22 protein-coding genes are annotated in these 16461 nt (G+C 72.5%); 9 read left to right on the top strand and 13 right to left on the bottom strand.

The annotated features are described in order from the left end of the window. Position 1 precedes the first annotated feature (1 nt). The 4 genes from NZH93_RS30450 to NZH93_RS30465 are packed head-to-tail and all read left to right on the top strand — an operon-like array spanning position 2 to position 2906. Positions 2-337, top strand: coding sequence for a hypothetical protein (locus NZH93_RS30450; protein ID WP_259626690.1), 336 nt, complete (start codon positions 2-4; stop codon positions 335-337). Positions 338-370: 33 nt separating this feature from the next. Continuing rightward, positions 371-1462: an aminotransferase-like domain-containing protein gene (locus NZH93_RS30455; RefSeq protein ID WP_259626691.1), complete on the top strand. Its 1092-nt coding sequence runs from the start codon at positions 371-373 to the stop codon at positions 1460-1462. Beyond that, positions 1462-2031, top strand: coding sequence for a cyclodeaminase/cyclohydrolase family protein (locus tag NZH93_RS30460; protein WP_259626692.1), 570 nt, complete (start codon positions 1462-1464; stop codon positions 2029-2031). Before NZH93_RS30455 ends, NZH93_RS30460 begins: the two co-directional genes overlap by 1 nt. Then, positions 2028-2906, top strand: coding sequence for a bifunctional 5,10-methylenetetrahydrofolate dehydrogenase/5,10-methenyltetrahydrofolate cyclohydrolase (locus NZH93_RS30465; RefSeq protein ID WP_259626693.1), 879 nt, complete (start codon positions 2028-2030; stop codon positions 2904-2906). Before NZH93_RS30460 ends, NZH93_RS30465 begins: the two co-directional genes overlap by 4 nt. 50 nt (positions 2907-2956) lie before the next feature. Here the strand turns inward: NZH93_RS30465 and NZH93_RS30470 are convergent, their stop codons facing one another. Together NZH93_RS30470 and NZH93_RS30475 are read right to left on the bottom strand one after the other, a co-directional pair. Then, positions 2957-3790, bottom strand: a complete 834-nt coding sequence (locus NZH93_RS30470) for an aldo/keto reductase (protein ID WP_259626694.1) — start codon at positions 3788-3790, stop codon at positions 2957-2959. Between the two features lie 14 nt (positions 3791-3804). Further along, the gene (locus NZH93_RS30475) at positions 3805-4599 is read right to left on the bottom strand and encodes an SDR family NAD(P)-dependent oxidoreductase (protein WP_259626695.1); all 795 of its coding nucleotides are present in this window, start codon (positions 4597-4599) and stop codon (positions 3805-3807) included. A 123-nt stretch (positions 4600-4722) separates the two neighbouring features. Here NZH93_RS30475 and NZH93_RS30480 point away from each other — a divergent pair, with 123 nt between their 5' ends. Together NZH93_RS30480 and NZH93_RS50875 are read left to right on the top strand one after the other, a co-directional pair. Further along, positions 4723-5181, top strand: coding sequence for a MarR family winged helix-turn-helix transcriptional regulator (locus tag NZH93_RS30480; protein WP_259626696.1), 459 nt, complete (start codon positions 4723-4725; stop codon positions 5179-5181). Positions 5182-5226: 45 nt separating this feature from the next. Then, on the top strand, positions 5227-5685 hold the full coding sequence (locus NZH93_RS50875) for a winged helix-turn-helix domain-containing protein (RefSeq protein WP_259626697.1): 459 nt from the start codon (positions 5227-5229) through the stop codon (positions 5683-5685). A 3-nt stretch (positions 5686-5688) separates the two neighbouring features. Here the strand turns inward: NZH93_RS50875 and NZH93_RS30490 are convergent, their stop codons facing one another. The 9 genes from NZH93_RS30490 to xylA form a co-directional block, all read right to left on the bottom strand. Further along, a complete protein-coding gene (locus tag NZH93_RS30490; RefSeq protein ID WP_259626698.1) occupies positions 5689-6042 on the bottom strand; it encodes an STAS domain-containing protein in 354 nt (117 codons plus the stop codon). Between the two features lie 131 nt (positions 6043-6173). Then, the gene (locus NZH93_RS30495) at positions 6174-6680 is read right to left on the bottom strand and encodes a DUF6328 family protein (protein WP_259626699.1); all 507 of its coding nucleotides are present in this window, start codon (positions 6678-6680) and stop codon (positions 6174-6176) included. A 57-nt stretch (positions 6681-6737) separates the two neighbouring features. Next, positions 6738-7310, bottom strand: a complete 573-nt coding sequence (locus NZH93_RS30500) for a hypothetical protein (RefSeq protein WP_259626700.1) — start codon at positions 7308-7310, stop codon at positions 6738-6740. 9 nt (positions 7311-7319) lie between these two features. Beyond that, entirely contained in the window at positions 7320-8057 is a 738-nt protein-coding gene (locus NZH93_RS30505) for a metallophosphoesterase family protein (protein ID WP_259626701.1), read from the bottom strand. Next, complete coding sequence (locus NZH93_RS30510; protein ID WP_259626702.1) at positions 8054-8302, bottom strand: BON domain-containing protein; 249 nt, start codon at positions 8300-8302, stop codon at positions 8054-8056. The genes NZH93_RS30505 and NZH93_RS30510 overlap by 4 nt, the downstream gene beginning before the upstream one ends. After that, complete coding sequence (locus NZH93_RS30515; protein WP_259626703.1) at positions 8299-8880, bottom strand: nucleotidyltransferase family protein; 582 nt, start codon at positions 8878-8880, stop codon at positions 8299-8301. Before NZH93_RS30515 ends, NZH93_RS30510 begins: the two co-directional genes overlap by 4 nt. Before the next feature lie 86 nt (positions 8881-8966). Continuing rightward, positions 8967-9146, bottom strand: a complete 180-nt coding sequence (locus NZH93_RS30520) for a hypothetical protein (protein ID WP_259626704.1) — start codon at positions 9144-9146, stop codon at positions 8967-8969. A 93-nt stretch (positions 9147-9239) separates the two neighbouring features. Further along, positions 9240-10637 carry a xylulokinase gene (gene xylB, locus NZH93_RS30525; RefSeq protein WP_259626705.1) on the bottom strand — a complete coding sequence of 466 codons (1398 nt, stop codon included), beginning with the start codon at positions 10635-10637 and terminating at the stop codon, positions 9240-9242. Then, positions 10637-11806: a xylose isomerase gene (gene xylA / locus NZH93_RS30530; RefSeq protein WP_259626706.1), complete on the bottom strand. Its 1170-nt coding sequence runs from the start codon at positions 11804-11806 to the stop codon at positions 10637-10639. The genes xylB and xylA overlap by 1 nt, the downstream gene beginning before the upstream one ends. Positions 11807-11902: 96 nt before the next feature. Between xylA and NZH93_RS30535 the strand changes: the two genes are divergently transcribed. Beyond that, entirely contained in the window at positions 11903-13111 is a 1209-nt protein-coding gene (locus NZH93_RS30535; protein WP_259626707.1) for an ROK family transcriptional regulator, read from the top strand. Here the strand turns inward: NZH93_RS30535 and NZH93_RS30540 are convergent. Both NZH93_RS30540 and NZH93_RS30545 read right to left on the bottom strand, forming a co-directional pair. Then, positions 13108-13638 carry an RNA polymerase sigma factor gene (locus tag NZH93_RS30540; protein WP_259626708.1) on the bottom strand — a complete coding sequence of 177 codons (531 nt, stop codon included), beginning with the start codon at positions 13636-13638 and terminating at the stop codon, positions 13108-13110. The two genes, NZH93_RS30535 and NZH93_RS30540, sit on opposite strands and share 4 nt — an antisense overlap. A 12-nt stretch (positions 13639-13650) precedes the next feature. After that, complete coding sequence (locus NZH93_RS30545) at positions 13651-14367, bottom strand: DUF4232 domain-containing protein (protein WP_259626709.1); 717 nt, start codon at positions 14365-14367, stop codon at positions 13651-13653. Between the two features lie 102 nt (positions 14368-14469). Here NZH93_RS30545 and NZH93_RS30550 point away from each other — a divergent pair, with 102 nt between their 5' ends. Continuing rightward, positions 14470-15798, top strand: a complete 1329-nt coding sequence (locus NZH93_RS30550; protein WP_259626710.1) for a serine/threonine-protein kinase — start codon at positions 14470-14472, stop codon at positions 15796-15798. Between the two features lie 154 nt (positions 15799-15952). After that, positions 15953-16450: a DUF4232 domain-containing protein gene (locus NZH93_RS30555; protein WP_259626711.1), complete on the top strand. Its 498-nt coding sequence runs from the start codon at positions 15953-15955 to the stop codon at positions 16448-16450. The last annotated feature ends 11 nt before the right edge of the window (positions 16451-16461 follow it).

Here is a 16461-nt window from a genome sequence, read left to right on the forward strand (position 1 = left end):
TGTGAGCGACGAGAGCCCCGCGGGGGTGTTGCGCTCCGCGGTCGAATCCGCGCTGCGCCAGGTGCTGGACGCCAGTGGCGCGCCGGATCCGGGCGCGCTGATCGACCAGGCGATGCTGGACTTCACCGTCCGGGTCACCACCGTCCGGCGCGAGCTGGCCGAACTGGCCGAGCGGGAACCGCTGGGCGAGGTCGCCGCGGCCCGCACCCACCTCGGCGTCGCGTTCGGCCACTTCGGCAACGGGTCGACCGCCGAGGGCCGGGCCGAACTCATCACCGCCCGTGCCCTGCTGACCGGGTCGGACGACGCCGACCTCGCCCACCAGTGGAGCCTCTGAATTCGGAAAGGCGGCGGAGGTAGGCTTCCCGCCATGGCTTCCCAGGCAGCGATCGGCTTCACGCGCGGCGCCCCCTCGTTGGACATCATCGACACCGAAGGTCTGGTCGAGGCGACCCAGCTCGCCTTCGCCGACGACGCCGCGGGCACGACCGCGTACGGCACCGCCGTGGGTTACGTGCCGCTGCGGAAGTGGATCGCCGAGCAGCACGGCGTCCCCGTCGAGCAGGTGCTGGTCACCAACGGCTCGATGCAGGCGGACGCGTTCCTGTTCGAGCAGCTCGTCTCCCCCGGTGACGCCGTCATCGTCGAGGCGCCGACCTACGACCGCACCCTCCTGAACCTCCGCCAGCGCGGCGCCGAGGTTCACCCGATCGCGCTGCACGAGGACGGCATCGACGTCGACGCGGTCGAGGCCCTGCTGGAGAGCGGCGTGCGGCCGAAGCTCGCGCACATCATCCCCAACTTCCAGAACCCGGCCGGGTACACGCTGAGCGCGCCCAAGCGGGCCCGCCTGCTGGAGCTGGCCGCGAAGTACGACTTCGTCCTGTTCGAGGACGACCCGTACTACTCGATCCGCTTCGAGGGCGAGCAGATGCCCACGATGCTGTCGCAGGACAAGGCGGACAAGGTCGTCTACGCGTCCTCGTTCTCCAAGACCGTGTGCCCCGGCATCCGGGTCGGCTACCTCGTCGGACCGGTGTCGGTCATCGAGGGCATCACCAAGATCGCGACCACGACCTACATCTCCCCCAACATGGTCGCGCAGTCGATCGTGAACCAGTTCTGCCGGTCCGGTCGCCTCGACAAGTCGATCGACACGGTCCGCGCGGCGCTGCGGGAGCGCAAGGACGCGCTCGTCACGGCCCTCGCCCGCGAGCTGCCGGAGGCCGAGTACACCGCCCCGCAGGGCGGCTACTTCATGTGGGTCCGGCTGCCCGGCGTGTCCATCGACGCGCTCGCGGTCAAGGCCGCCGAGCACGGCGTCGCGTTCGTCAAGGGCGCGGACTTCCTGCTCGACGGCGGCGAGGACTCGGTGCGCCTGGCGTTCTCGGGTCTGTCCGCGAGCGAGATCGACGAGGGCGTCGTCCGCCTCGCGGCGGCTGTGCGCGCGCTCGACGCGTGATGCGTGACCAGCCCGTAGGGGAGTTCCTGGAGCAGTTGGCGGCGCGGGTGTCCGCGCCGGGTGGCGGGGCGACCGCCGCCCTGCACGCCGCGCAGTCCGCGGCGCTGCTGGGCATGGTCGCCCGCTACAGCGACGGGCCGAAGTACGCCGAGCACTCCGTGACCATCTCGTCCGTGCTGGCCGAGGTGGACGTCCTGCGGGTCGAGGCGCTCCAGTTGGCGGACGACGACGCGCGGGCGTTCACCGCGGTGACGGACGCGTACCGGCTGCCGAAGGGCCCGGAGCGGTCCGCGGCCATCGCGGAAGCGCTTGCGGGGGCGGCGGTCCCGCCCTCGCGGACCATCGCCGTCGCCGAGCGGCTGGTCGCGCTGGCCGAGGCGCTGCTGCCCGTCGGCAACCGCAACGTGATCACCGACGTGGCCGCGGCGGCGGACGCCGCCCGTGCCGCGGCGACCACGGCGCGGGTCAACGTGGAGATCAACGGCGCCGCCGTGGTGTCCGATGTAGACGCACTGGTCGCACGAGCGGACCAGGTGACCGCAAGCGTTCGCGAGGAGATCAGCAAGTGATCACGCTGTCCGGCAAGGAATTCGCCGCGACGATTCGCGAGGACGTGACCGAGCGGGCGGCCAAGCTGGCCGTCGACGGCACTCCCCCACGACTGGCCGTCGTGACGGCGACCGACGACGAGGCCAGCGCCTGGTACGTCCGGTCGATCGCCAAGGCCGCCGACAAGGTCGGCATCGCCTGCGACGTCGTCGACCTCGGGTCCACCGCCACCGGACCCGACGTCGTCGAGGCGTTGACGTCCCTGAGCGCGGACGGCGCCGTGCACGGCGTCATCCTCCAGACACCGCTGCCCGACGGGTTGTCGGTCGCGGAGCTGGCCGGGAACATCGCCGTCCGCAAGGACGTGGACGGCTCGAACCCGACGTCGCTCGGCAGGCTCGCCGCCGGGCTGCCCGCGTTCGCGCCCGCGACCGCGGCGGCCGTCGTGGCGCTGCTGGAGCACCACGAGGTGCCCCTGGAGGGCAAGCACGTGGTCGTGGTCGGCCGGTCGGTCGTCGTCGGCAAGCCCGTCGCGCACCTGCTGCTCGACCGGAACGCCACCGTGACGGTCTGCCACTCGCGGACCGCCGACCTGGCCGCCGTCACGACCACCGGTGACGTGCTGGTCGCGGCCGTCGGCAAGGCGGGCCTGATCAAGGCCGAGCACGTCGCCGAGGGCGCGGTCGTGGTCGACGTGGGCACGAACGCCACCGCCGACGGCGGGCTGGTCGGGGACGTGGACCCCGAGGTCGCCGAGAAGGCGGGCTCGTTGACCCCCGTGCCCGGTGGTGTCGGCCCGGTGACCACCGCGCTGCTGCTGCGGCACACCGTCGAGGCCGCCGAGACGGCGCACACCGTGCCCGGTCGACGTCGGCAGCCGAGCTGGCGCCGCTGAGACAACGCGTGAAGGCCCCCGGACGTGAGCGTCCGGGGGCCTTCCGCGTGTCAGGCCTGGTTGTTGGTGTCGGGGTCGGGACCGACGCGGGAGTCGACGTTGAGCGCCGACAGCGCGGCGACGTCGGCGTCCTCCAGGCTGAAGTCGAAGACGTCCAGGTTCTCCGCGATGCGCGACGGGGTCACCGACTTGGGGATGACCACGTTCCCGAGCTGGAGGTGCCAGCGCAGCACGACCTGGGCGGGCGAGCGGTCGTACTTCGCGGCGACCGCGCCGATGGCCGGGTCGTCCAGCAGGCCCTTGCCCTGGCCGAGCGGGGACCACGCCTCGGTGACGATGCCGTGCTCGGCGTGGTAGGCCCGCAGCGGCTCCTGCGTCAGGCGCGGGTGCAGCTCGACCTGGTTCACGGCGGGCACGAGGCCGGTGGCGTCGACGATCTCCGCCAGGTGGTTCGGCTGGAAGTTGGACACGCCCGCCGAGCGCACACGGCCGTCGGCGGCCAGCTTCGCGAACGCCTTCCACGTCTCGGTGTACAGCCCGCGGGCCGGGGTGGGCCAGTGGATCAGGTACAGGTCGAGGTAGTCGAGCTTCAGCTTCGCCAGGCTCTCGTCGAACGCGCGCAGCGTGGAGTCGTAGCCCTGCGCGGAGTTCCACAGCTTGGTGGTGATGAACAGGTCCTCGCGCGGGACGCCCGCCTCGCCGATCGCCCGGCCGACGCCCTCCTCGTTGCCGTAGACGGTGGCGGTGTCGATGCTGCGGTAGCCGGCCCGCAGCGCCTCCGCCACGGCGGCGGTGGTCTCGGCGTTGGGCACCTGGAAGACGCCGAACCCGATCTGCGGCATGGTGGCGCCGTTGTTCAGGGTGACGGTGGGTACCGAGGTCATGGGGTGGGGTCCTTTCACGGGATGAGGGTGCTGGCGACGCCGCCGTCGACGCGCAGCGCGGCTCCGGTCGTCGCGGAGGACAGGTCGGAGGAGACGTAGGTGATGAGGTGCCCGATCTCCTCGGGGCGGATCAGGCGCTTGAGCAGCGAGGTGGGGCGCTCGACCTCCATGAAGCGGCGCTCGGCCTCCTCGAAGGGGACGTCGCCGCCGACGCGGTCGGCGATGAAGTCGCGCACGCCCTCGGTCAGCGTCGGGCCGGGGAGCACGGTGTTGACCGTGACGCCGGTGCCCGCGAGCTCCTGGGCCATGCCGCGCGAGACCGCGATCTGCGCGGTCTTGGTCATGCCGTAGTGGACCATCTCGGTCGGGATCTGGACGGCGGACTCGCTGCTGACGAAGATCACCCGACCCCAGCCGCGCTGGGCCATCCTGGGCGCGTAGTGCCTGGCCAGGCGCACGCCGGACAGGACGTTGACCTCGAAGAAGCGGGTCCACTCGTGGTCCGGGATCTCGAACACGGGGACGGCCTGGAAGATGCCGAGGTTGTTGACCAGCACGTCCACGTCCGCCAGTCCGGCGACGAGGTCGGCGGCGCCCCCGGCCGTCGCGAGGTCGAGCGCGACACCCGTGGTGGTCGTGGAGCCCGTCTCCTCGCGGATCTTGTCGACGGCGTCGTCCACGCGCCGCTTGTCCCGGCCGTTGACGACGACCGCCGCCCCCGCGGCGGCGAGGGACTTGGCCGTCGCGTACCCGATCCCGGACGTGGAGCCGGTGACCAGCGCGGTGCGGCCGGTGAGGTCGATGTTCACGGTGTCCCCTCTGGTAGGCGGTAAGCTGTAGTCAGCGTGAGCAATACTTGCAGACGCCGATTGTTGCACACGCTTGATGATGTCCGCTGCGCGAGCGTGGCGCAAACCGCAGAGGGGTGAACCGTGTCACTGGCCGAGGACGCCACCGAGGCGCGCGCGCAGGGCTGGCGAACGCTCGCCGCACTGCACGCCCGGATCGAGGACAGGCTCGAACGCGCGCTGCAACGCGCGCACCAGCTCTCCGTCAGCGAGTACACCGTGTTGGACGTCCTCGCGCGACAGGACGACTTCCACCTGCGGATGTCGCAGGTCTCCCAGGCGGTCGTGCTCAGCCAGTCCGCCACCACCCGACTCGTCACCCGGTTGGAGGACCGCGGCCTGCTCTCCCGGTACCTGTGCCCGACCGACCGGCGCGGCATCTACACCGAGCTGACCGACGCGGGTGTGGCCCTGCTCGACGCCGCGCGGCCGACGCACGACACCGCGCTCGGCGAGGCGCTGGCGGAAGCCGAACAGCGACCGGAGCTGTCACCGCTCGTGTCGGCGTTGGCGAAGCTCACCCCGTCAAGCGCTTCCAGCTAGTGGACGGCGTTGACGCGCCGTGGCGGAACGGGTCGGATCACCACCGTGAGAGACCAGCTCGAAGCGGCCGACGTCACGATCGTCATCCGCGTCACCGCCGCGCAGGCCTCGACGGTCGCGCACCGGGTGGCCGACGCGCTCAAGACCGCGCTCGACCAGGTCTCCGTCGACGTCGACGTGCCGCCGCTGCCCACCGGGCCCGCGCTGCGCATCCTCCCCGGTTCCCGCCGGGTGCTGCACCGGGGAGTCCCGGTGCCGTTGACCCGGCTGGAGTTCGACCTGCTCCTGCACCTGTGCAGGCAGCCCGAACGGGTGCACCGCAGGGCCGCGCTGATGCACCAGGTGTGGGGCGCGCCGACCGCGGTCGACACCAGGACCGTCGACGTGCACGTCCGCCGGATCCGCCGCAAGCTCGGCGACGCGTCGGCGATCATCGGCACGGTCCGCGGCGTGGGCTACCGGGTCGACCAGGAGCACCAGGTGCGGATCGAGCAGGAGCCCTGACGCCTACTCCGACTGCGCCAGCGCCGCCGCCCGCGAGTCGAACACCGTGAACTCGTCGAGCACACCGACCTCGTCGAGCACCGAGGCCACCGGGTCCGGGCAGACGAGGCGGAAGTCGATCCGGAACGCCCGAGCCCGACGCGCGGTCTCCAGCAGGGCGGCCACCCCGACCGAGCCGAAGCAGGCGACGCCGGACAGGTCGAGGACCAGCGGACCCGAGCCTGGCGCGACGCTGTCGACGCTCCAGCGGAGCCTGCGCACCGACCCGAGGTCGAGGTCTCCTCGCGCGGCGACGACGGTCGCTCCCGCCAGCCGCCACCGTTCCACTGTCAGCACGCCTCGCACGTCCGTGGGCACCGGATGCTCCTCAGAGTCGACGATCCGGTCCCCGACCTGGATCGGATCTCCTCCTCCAAGGTAGCCCAGTTTCCAGGCGCAGCAAGCCTTTCACCTGATCGAGGCAGTGCCGGGACGCTATTCCAGAAGACCTAGGACACGGCCGGTTCGGGGGCGTCCGGGTGGTTGGGCGCGTCGATGCGGTCGCGGTGCCGTTCGCGCCACGGCAGGAAGAACCACAGCGAGGAGAACCCGATCGCCGCCCCCACGCCGAAGACGATCGCGACCCAGCCGCCGATGATGACCTCGCCCAGCAGCAGGATGGTGGCGGTCATCGCGGCGGCGAGGGTCCCGAGGCCGACCATGATGAAGCGGTGGGCTATCTCGATGATGTCCTCGCGCCTGCCGCGGCGGAACAGCGCGCGGTGCCAGGCTGCGGGAGCGGTGAGCAGCGCGACCGAGGCCGCGGCGAACAGGATCGCGACCAGGTGGGTGATCCGGATGTACTGGTCCACCTCGCGGTAGCGGTCGGTGAACACGATGGACAGCAGGAAGCCGAAGAGGATCTGCACCCCAGCCTGCACGACGCGCAGCTCCTGGAGCAGTTCGTTGAGGTTGCGCCTCAACTGCTCCTGTTCGGACTCCTCGGCCTCGCTCATACCTGCTGAGCTACCCGTGCGGGTGAACGGGCAAACGGGCCGAACGGCCCAACCCGGTCAGGCCCGGCGGACCCGGTCCAGCAGACCCGCCACCGACTCCCGCAGCGCGGTCGCGGCGTCACCGAGCAGGGAGGACGTGGTCGGGATCCGGGGAGCGGTGTGCTCGCGGGCGTCCAACTCCAGCAGCACCCGCACGACCTCCACGACGACGTCGGGGTGGTCGAGGGGCAGCGGGCAGCGGGCGATGACCCGGACGTCGGCCGCCTGCCCGGTCGTGCGGTCCGGCCCGTCCTCCGGGTCCACCAGCAGCACCGAGCGCACGAGGTCGCGGTAGCGGTCCGCCAGGTACAGCGCGCTGGCTGCGGCCGGGCCGCCGGTCAGCACGTGCACGGGAACACCACGACCCTCGAACTCGGCCAGCAGGTCCGACACCTCGCGCCACGGGCCGTCCGCCGCGGGGAGCCTGCACCACAGCACCTGGAGGTGCTCGGTCAACGGCCTCCACGTGCCGGGCAGGTCGCCGTCCCTGCCGATCCCGGCGGGGTCCAGCACGACGACGACGGGCGCGTCCTGCGGGCCCGCCCACACCGCGGAGGGGCCCGCGGACCGCGTCACGTCGACATCGCTCATGCCCTGTTGTTACCCAGCCACGGCCGCCCTAACCATCGGTTCGACGTGGTAGACCGTGTAGGCCGACCTGATGATCGGCTGGGCGACGTTGCGGACCCGTACACCGCCGGGCGTCATGCCCTGCTCGGTGCCGAAGTGCGCGTGCCCGTGGATCGCCAGGTCCGTGCCGGTGGCGTCGATCGCCTCGCCGAGCAGGTACGACCCGAGGAACGGGTAGATCTCCGGCGGCTCGCCGCGCAGCGTGTCCGGCACGGGCGAGTAGTGCGTGAGCGCCACCCGGACGTCCGCCTCGATCGAGGCCAGCACCGCCCGCAGGGTTTCCGCGATCTCGATGGTGTGCCCGACGAACGCCTTCATCTCGCGCTCGCCGAAGTTGCTGCCGCACTTGCCCGCGAACCCGCCACCGAAGCCCTTCACGCCCGCGACGCCGATCCGCTCGCCACCGACCTCGAACACCACGGCGTCTCCTTCGAGGACGTGGAGCCCGCTGTCGGACAACAGCCGCGCCACCTCGACCGGCTTGTCGTCGTGGTGGTCGTGGTTGCCGAGCACGGCGACGACGGGCACCGGCAGGTCGGCGAACTCCTCGGCCACCACCTGCGCCTCGTCGAGCGTGCCGTGCCGGGTCAGGTCACCGGCCAGCAGCAGCACGTCGGCGTGCTCCCCCACGTTCTCCAGTGCCGGACGCATCCGCCCTCGCGCGTCCGCCCCCAGGTGGACGTCGCCGACCGCGGCGATCCGGATCATCGCAACTCCTCGCTTCCCTCGGGTTCGGCGACGCTGACGACGCGCACGTCGTCCACCACGTGCAGGTCCGGCGCGACCTCGTGCACCACGGCCTCCAGGTCGGCGCGACGCTGCTCGCAGGCCACGTCACCGGACAGCAGGACGTGGTCACCGCGCACGGTCGCCCGCACACCGGCCTCGGCGGTGCGCGGGTCCTCGGCTATCGCCCGGTGCAAATGCGCGGACAGGTAGGGCTCTGAAGTCATGACGCACTCCTCTGCACGCTGGTGAGCTGCGGGGCCACCAGTTCGAGTCGTTCGACCAGGACCAGGAAGGCCTCGGCGTAGGGGGAGTCCTCAGTGGACTTCCGCACCTTCGGCCAGTCGATCTGCTCGCGCAACGCGCGGGCGAACGGCAGCAACTCGCTGAAGTCGCAACGATGTCCGTCCAGCACGAGCAGCTTGCTGATCATCACCTCGGTCGCGGGCATCACCGGCAACGACACGGAGCTGACCGCCAGTTCCTCGGCGTGGTCCAGCAACTCGTCGGTGACCGGGATCTCGTTGGGACGGTGCAACAGGTCCACGAGCGAATCCCCGTCGTAGACCTTCAACAACCAGTTCTCCGGCGCGTCGGCCGCCCGACACCCGGCGGCGACGAGCGCCGACCGCGCCTTCGAGGCGTCCTCCTCCTTCACCAGGAGGTCGACGTCGTGCTCGGTGGCCGGACCGCCGCGCGCGTACACGGCGCAACCGCCGGTCAGCGCGAAGCGGATGTCGGCGGCGCGCAACGCGTTCGCCACCTTGACAAGGGTGCGCAGCAGTTCGTCCTGGACTCCGCTCATGTCCTGTGACTACCCGACCACGCGGAGGCCCTAAACGCCGCCGACGCCCGGTTGGTCCGTTTCCCCGAGCGTCGGCGGGAGCGCGCTCAGTCCACGCTCCGCACGACGACCGGGTCCAGACCGTCGTCGTCGGGGTCGCCGACCCAGGCCACCCACTCCTCGGGCTGCCTGCTGATCGGGATCATCGGCGCCCACATGCCGTGCCCGCCGAAACGCGCCTCCTGCGTGCGTGTCTGGTCTCTCCGCTCGGTCTCCACGATTCCCATCTCCGTTCGTTCCCACGCGAACGCCCCCGTGTCGACAGGACGTCGGCACGGGGGCGTTCGGCGCACGAGGTCATACGGGGTGGGTACCCACCGTCAGCCGCGCGACACCGTCAGATCCCGAGCGGCGGCGTACGCGGCCCGGACGTCGGGCGTGGCGGGGGCCTCGAAACCGGTCACGCTCAGCGCCTCGCCCCAGTGCGGGGGTGAGGCCGAACCGGCCACCGCCCACGCCGCCTGACGTGCGGCGCCGTCGGCCACGTACTCGCCGGGAGCGGGGACGAGCACCGGGCAGCCGAACACGGCGGGCGCGATCTCCCGCACGGCCGGTGACTGCGCGCCGCCGCCGATCAACAGCACGCGGCTCATCGGCGTCCCCACCGCGGCCAGCGCGTCGATGGCGTCGGCGAGGCTGCACAACATCCCCTCCACCGCCGCCCGCGCCAGGTGGGCGGGGGTGGCCGTGTCCAGCCGGAGGCCGTGCAGGGCGCCGGTCGAGTCGGGCTTGTTCGGCGTCCGCTCGCCCTCCAGGTACGGGACCAGGACCAGGCCCTCGGCCGACGGCACGGACAACGCCAGGCGCGACAGCTCCGCCAGGTCGACGCCGAGCATCCGCGCGGTGGCGTCCAGCACCCTGGACGCGTTCAGCGTGCACACCAGCGGGAGGAACGTGCCCTCCGCGTCGGCGAACCCGTTGACCAGGCCGGACCCGTCCGAGGCCGGGTGCGGGGACCGGGCGAACGCGGTGCCGGACGTGCCGATGGAGACGATGACGTCCCCCGGCTCGACCTGGACCCCGAGCGCCGCGCCCGCGTTGTCGCCCGCGCCCGCGCCGAGGACCGCTCCCGCCTTCGTGACGCCCGCGTGGTCGGCGGGGCCGATCACGCGGGGCAGCACCGGCCGCCGACCGAGCGCGAGGTCGAGCAGGTCCAGCCGGTACTCCCCGGCCGACGGCGACCAGTACCCGGTGCCGCTGGCGTCGCTCCGGTCCGTCACCAGCGCGTCCAGGCCGGGCGCCCCGGCGAGCTTCCACGTCAGCCAGTCGTGCGGCAGGCACACCGCCGCGACCCGAGCCGCGTTCTCCGGCTCGTGCTCGGCCAGCCAGCGCAGCTTCGTCACGGTCAACGACGCGACCGGCACGCTGCCGACCGCCTGCGCCCACTTCTCCGGACCGCCCAGCTCCTCGGTCAACGCCGTCGCGGCGGCGGCGGAGCGGGTGTCGTTCCACAGCAGCGCCGGACGGACGACGGTCCCATCGGCGTCCAGGCACACCATGCCGTGCTGCTGGGCCGCCACCGACACGCCCGCGACGTCGTCCAGACCGCCCGCCGCCTCGACGGCCTGGCCCAGCGCGGCCCACCAGGCCGCCGGGTCGACCTCGGTACCCGAAGGGTGCGACGCCCGGCCTTCGCGGACGAGCGCACCCGACTCCGCGTCGCGGACGACGACCTTGCAGGACTGGGTGGACGAGTCGATCCCGGCGACCAGAACCATCAGCGAGCTCCAAGGACGTGTTCGAGCGCCAACTGCGACAGGTGCACGAAACCGTAACCCTGCGAACCAGCCGCGTCCACGTCGTAGTCCTCGAACGCGGACTTGTCGGCCAGGAAGGCCTCCGTCGTCTCGCCCGCGGCCAGCGTCGACTCGCCCAGCTCGGCCACCTTCGCGGCGAGCAGCGCCTCCTGCACCTCGGGGTCGGCGCGGTAGGCCGCGGCCCGCTCCTTCAGCAGCAGGTAGGTGCTCATGTTCGCGGCGGCGCTGGACCACACGCCCGCGCCGTCCTCGGTGCGCAGCGGCTTGTAGTCGAAGTGCCGCGGGCCGTCGTAGCCGCCGTTCTCCAGCAGGTCGACGAGGAAGAACGCGGACAGCAGGTCGCCGTGGCCGAAGATCAGGTCCTGGTCGAAGCGCGTCCCGTGCTGGCCGTTGAGGTCGATGTGGAACAGCTTCTTCTGCCACAGCGCCTGCGAGATGCCGTGGACGAAGTTCAGGCCCGCCATCTGCTCGTGGCCGACCTCGGGGTTCACGCCGACCAGCTCGTGGTGCTCCAGCGTGGAGATGAACGCCAGCGCGTGGCCGATCGTGGGCAGCAGGATGTCGCCGCGGGGCTCGTTCGGCTTGGGCTCCAGCGCGAAGCGGATGCCGTAGCCCTTGTCCTCGGAGTACTGCGCGACGGTGTCGATCGCCTCGCGGTAGCGGTCGAGCGCGAACCGCACGTCCTTCGCGGCGTCGGTCTCGGAGCCCTCGCGACCGCCCCACATGACGAACGTCTTGGCGCCGAACTCGGCGGCCAGGTCCAGGTTGCGCAGCACCTTGCGCAGCGCGTACCGGCGGACGCCGCGGTCGTTGCTGGTGAAGCCGCCGTCCTTGAACACCGGGTGGGTGAACAGGTTCGTGGTGACCATGGGCACGGTCAGACCGGTCTGGTCGATCGCCTCGCGGAACAGCGAGATGCGCTTGTCGCGCTCGCCGCCCTCGGTGCCGAACGGGATCAGGTCGTCGTCGTGCAGCGTGATGCCCCAGGCGCCGAGCTCGGACAGCTTGTGCACGGCCTCGGCCGGGTCGAGGACCGGGCGGGTCGCGTCGCCGAACGGGTCCTGCGCGCGCCAGCCGACCGTCCACAGGCCGAAGCTGAACCGGTCCTCGCGAGTGGGCTGCGTTGCCACGGGTCCTCCTCCTATAAGTTTGATGCCTAAACTTATAGCGCCTTCGTCGGCCGGTCAACGCCTTCACCCGACCGCGCGACCAGCTACCATCCCCCGGTGTCCTCACCGCAGCCGGCCGGGCAGCACACCGTTCGCAGGCACAACAGCGCCCTGGTCCTCAACGCCATCGCGGATCCGTCCGGCCATTCGCGCGCCGAGATCGCGGCGCGGACGGGTCTCACCAAGGCGACCGTCTCCAGCCTGGTGGACCGGATGATCGGCGCGAACCTCGTCGTGGAGGGCGCCGCCGCCGTCCGGCCCGGCCCCGGCAGGCGGGGCACCGCCCTGTACCTGGCGCCGGACGGACCGCACGGTCTCGGCGTGGAGATCGGCGTCGACTACCTCGCCACGTGCCTGATCGACCTGACCGGCGAGGTCCGCGCCCGCTGGCTCCAGCCGGTGGACAACCGCTCCCTCTCCCCCGCCCGCGTGCTGTCGCGCGTCGCCAAGGCGGTCAAGACCGCGCTGGCCGAGGCCGAGCGGATGGGCGTCCGGGTCGGCGGCATGGGCGTCGCCGTGCCCGGACTGGTGGAGTCCGCGACCGGCATCCTGCGCGTCGCGCCGAACCTGGGCTGGCGCGAGGTCGACGTGCGCGGCGAGCTGCGCAGGCGGGCCGGGCTCGACGACATCCCGGTGCTCGTCGGCAACGAGGCGAACTTCGCCGCGCTCGCCGAGCTGTGGCAGGGCACGGGCCCGCGCGACTTCGTGCACGTGTCCGGTGAGATCGGCATCGGCGCGGGCATCGTGGTCGACGGCGGCCTGTTCGAGGGCGTGTACGGGTTCGGCGGCGAGATCGGCCACATGATGGTCGACCCGCGCGGCCCCGAGTGCGCGTGCGGCTCGCGCGGCTGCCTGGAACGCGTGGCGGGCCAGGAGGAGATCCTGCGCCAAGCGGGTGTGCTGGACGACCGGGTGCCGGAGGAGCTGGTCGCCGACCTGCTGGACCGCTTGGCCAAGCGCGACCGGAAGGCGCTGGCAGCCACCCGGTCCGCGGCGAAGTCGCTCGGCGTCGCGCTGTCCGGCGTGGTCAACCTGCTGGACCTGCCGACCGTCGTGCTGGGCGGCACGTACGCCCGCCTCGCGCCGTGGCTGTGGGAGCCGCTGCGCGCGGAGCTGACGCAGCGGGTGGTCAGCTCGGAGTGGTCGCCGGTCGAGGTGATCGCGTCGACGCTGGGCGCGGAGGCTGCGGTGCACGGCGCGGCGGGCTCGGCCGTGCGAGCGATCCTGGCGGACCCCGATCCCTACGTGACGGCCGTGCTGGCCTAGCGGGCCTCCAGCTCGGTGCGCATGGTGCGGCGCGCGTCGTGGATGCGGGACTTCACCGTGCTCAGCGGGACTCCCAGCACGTCGGCGATCTCGTCGTAGCCGAGCTTGCAGACGTCGCGGTACACCAGCGCCTCGGCCAGCAGCGGCTGCCGGGTGTGCAGCCGGTCCAGCGCGCTGAGCAGGTCGAGGCGGGACCCGGCGACCACGCTCGTGCGGCGCGGGTCGGCCAGGTCGCCGGGCAGCGGCTGGGCGGTCTCGGCGCGGTGCACCAGGCGGAACCGCTGCCGGGCGACGTTGACGACCAGCGCGTACATCCAGCCCCGGAACGACTCGTCCGGCGGCCGGGTGGGCAGTTCCCCGGCGAGGCGCAGCAGCGCTTCCTGCGCCGCGTCCTCCACGTCCTCCGGCACGTCCAGGAACCGCGCGCACGTCCGCAGCACCACCGGCCGCACCCGCTCCAGCAGCGCGTTCACCGCCGCGGCGTCCCCGCTCGCGGCGGACGACACCAGCGCGTCCAGCTCGGTCACGCGCGCACCTCCTCAGAACACATCGGCCGCGGCGAACTCCGTGACCTCCAGCCGCCCGTGGTCGCACACGCTCACCTTCAGCGGCAGGTCGAGCCCGCCCGCGTCACCCGGCGGCACCACCCGCAGCGCTCCGGTCGGCGGCTGGCACGGCCCCGTCTCGGGTTCGTCACCGGTCGCCACGACCGTGTAGGAAACCCGCGCGTAGGCCGGAGAACCCGGCGCGAGCACGACCGTGTCCACAGTGGACCACACCGTGTTGTGCTGGACGCTGCGCATCGGGCTCGACGTGGCGTCGAGCAGCGCGTAGGTCCCGAAGCCCAGCACCGAGCACGGCGTGCCGCCCGCGTTCACGAGCACGACGAGGAAAACCCGGTGACCCGCCGCGTTGAAGCGGGCCGCGGGCGTCTCGATCCGCCCGGTCAGGTCACGCGCGCGGCAGGGCTGGACCACGGCGGGCGCGGCCGGAGCGGTGGTCGTGCTCGCCGGAGGCTCGACCGTCGTCGGGCCGGTCGAGGACGGGGCGGACGACGTGGACGTCGGTGTCGAGGACGACGGGGGCGGTGTGCTCGACACCGAGGTGACGATGTCGCGCGGCAGTGGCGAGGGGTCGCCCGCGAGGACCGTCGAGGTGCTGGCGGCGGGGGTCGTGAATACCGCGACCACCGCGATCAGCACGACGGGAACGACACCGGAAAGGACCAGCGCCGTTCGTCGTCGAATTCCGGACATCGTGTTCCGCCCTCCCGTTCTCCCCGACACTAGTGCCATTTCGGCATTCGGGTGAAACAGCGGGAATTCACCGGTCGTGCCCGGTGCTGCGATGCTGACGGCATGAGCACCGCGCAGCCGATCGTGAGCGACCGCTTCCACCTGGAGGGTCTGCTGGGCGTCGGCGGGTTCGCCTCGGTGTGGTCGGCGCGCGACACGGTGCTCGACACCCGGGTCGCCGTGAAGGTGCTCGCCGACAACTGGACCGCCGTGCCGGACGTCCGCGAACGGTTCCTCGACGAGGTCCGGGTGCTGCGGCGGGTGTCGTCGCCGCACGTAGTGCGCGTCTTCGACCTGTCCCTCACGGCGAGCGGCAGGCCGTACTTCGCGATGGAGCTGGCCGACCGGGGAACGCTCGAGGAACGCACCGCGGGCACCCCGCTGCCCCCGGTCGAGGCGCTGGACCTGCTGCGGCAGGTCTGCGCCGGGGTCACCGCGCTGCACGGGGCGGGCGTCGTGCACCGCGACCTCAAGCCGTCGAACGTCCTGCTGCGCTGGGACGCCGACGCGGGGCGCGAGTCGGCCGTCGTCGCCGACCTCGGGCTGTCGAAGTCGCTCGCCGACGGCTCCGGGTTCACCGTCGCCGTCGGCTCGTCCGGCTACACGGCTCCCGAGCAGCGCGGACCGGGCTCGATCGTCGAGCGCAGGACCGACGTGTACGCGCTCGGCGCCCTGGCCTACCGGCTGCTGACCGGCGTGAACCCGCCCGAGGCCGGTCCGTCGGCGCGGAGCCTGCGCGCACTGCCCGGCGGCGCGGGCGCGGTCGTCGGCCGGGCGATGGCGCCGCTGCCCGCCGACCGGTGGGGCACGGCGGACGCGTTCTGCGCGGCGCTTCGGCACGCGGTGGGTGACCGCCGGGCGGCACGGCGGGTTCGGGCCGCGGCGGCGGTGGCCGTCCCCATCGCGCTCGTGTTCGCCGCGGCGGGCGCGGACGGTCCTCCCGGCAGCGCGGAGACCACCGTGGCCGCCCCGGACGGGCTCGCGGTCACGGTGCCCACGACGTGGGCGAGGCAGGTCAGGGCGGGTGGCTGGACGCCGGGCGCGGACGACGGCAGGCAGCCCGCGCTGGAGGCGGCCCCGGACCTCGGGCGCTTCCACGACCTCGCGGCGGACGCTCCGGGGGTGTTCATCGGGCGCGTCGGTCCGCAGGACGCGTCGACGTGGTCCGGGGAGCGGGCGCACGCCGGGTGCGGCGCGGTGGTGGAGTCCCGGTTCGAGTCGCCGCGCTGGTCGGGTGTGGTGCGCCGGTGGGAGCGGTGCCCCGGCCGCAGCGTCGACGAGGTCGTGCTGACGGACGTGGCGGACGAACGGCTGGTGCTCGTCGTGCAGGTCCGCGGCGGCGGCAGCGGTGTGGCCGTGCGGCGGCTGCTCGACACCGTCCGGGCGCGCTGAGCGGTTCCGACCGCTTTTCCGGCCCGGAGTTGGTCGGTTGTGACGAGGTTCAAGAAAGGTGTGCTGACGAGGGCGCGAGGGCATATCCCTGGAGAACGCGTTGCCCGGCGAAAAGGGGATCGGGGAACGCGAACAAAGCGAGAGGGGAAATGTCATGCGCAGGTCCATCAGCACGGGTGTCGTCCTCGCCGCCGCGTCCACCGCGGTGCTCGCCGGGGTCGCGAGCGCCGGGCCCGGCGCCGTCCCGGCGTGCGGCGCGAACGACGTCGACGTGGCGATCAGCAGGAGCCCCGAGCACGCGGCAGGGCACTCCGCCTTCCTCGTCCGCTACACGGCCGCCGCGGACACGACGAACTGCGCGCTCGCGGGCGTGCCGTCGAACGTCGTGTTCTACGGTCCGGACGGCGACACCGCGCCGGGCATCTCCGCCACGCCCCAGCCGGGCTCCGTCGCGACGCCGGTGACCATCACCCCTGGCCACGCGGGCATCTCCTACCTGGTCGAGCGCACCGGGGAGCAGCCGAACCCGGTGTCCGCCGTCACGTTCTCGCTGCCGTCGACCGCCGGGGACACCTCGGTCCGGGCGCCGTGGCCGTCGGTGCCCGTCAGCGGCGCGGACGTCCAACTGAGCGCTGTCGTCGCCGAGAGCTGATCCACCACCAG

This window comes from Umezawaea endophytica, assembly GCF_025061645.1.
In the GTDB taxonomy this organism is placed as follows: domain Bacteria; phylum Actinomycetota; class Actinomycetes; order Mycobacteriales; family Pseudonocardiaceae; genus Umezawaea; species Umezawaea endophytica.